Source organism: Streptomyces sp. GC420, from assembly GCF_009916105.1.
Lineage (GTDB): Bacteria > Actinomycetota > Actinomycetes > Streptomycetales > Streptomycetaceae > Streptomyces.
In genome coordinates this window covers 1-681 of record NZ_JAAAXQ010000813.1, presented here as the reverse complement: position 1 = coordinate 681, position 681 = coordinate 1, and the positions used below count along the sequence as shown (strand labels likewise).

Sequence of the window (681 nt, the reverse complement as noted above, 5' to 3'; positions counted from 1 at the left end):
TGTATAAGAGACAGCTGCTCGCCGGCACGGGTTCGTCCTGGTCGTCGGCGGTCAGGTGCAGGACGGCTTGGGCGGTGGGGGCGTGCTCGGTGTTCTCGGGTTCCTTGATGCGCAGCGTGAGGCGGGGAGCGGGGCAGGGGTCGGCGGCGTCCTCGATCGCGTCGGCCCAGGCCCACAGCTCTGCGCTGGGCTCGGTGTCGGGGGCCGGGGTGCTGGTGAACGGGCCGGGTCCCAGGAGGGAAGCGGTACCAGGGGTTCGGACCATCGCGTCGGCGACGGCGTCGAGCAGGGGCCAGAGGGCGTTCTCGGGCGCCGGGACGCGCAGGGGGCTGTGGCCGGCGAGGAGGCAGTGTCCTTCGGGGGCCATCCGGGCGGCGGCCTCGGTGACGGCGGTGCGCAGCGGCTCGGTGATCGGACCGATGCGCCAGTAGCCCTGGCCGTCGGTGGTCAGGGCGGGGTAGACGCGCTGCTGGGCCACGCACGCCACGGCCAGGCGGAGGCCGGGTCGCCATCCGGTGACGGAGGGGTGTTCGCCTGCTCGCGGGGTGAGCAGTGCGGGCAGGGCGAGGCCGACCGGGACGGCGAGGCCGGTGACGGTGGCGCGGCGGGGCATGATGCCGCCGGCGCTGGCGAGGACGACATCGCGGGTGACTGGTTGAAGCGGTGGCGGCAGCTGGGTGG

The 681-nt window shown here is 74.6% G+C and carries 1 pseudogene; it reads right to left on the bottom strand.

Features of this window, described 5'->3' with window-relative positions:
- Positions 1-681 (bottom strand): annotated as a pseudogene (locus tag GUY61_RS38765) (ATP-dependent helicase); the annotation flags it as partial.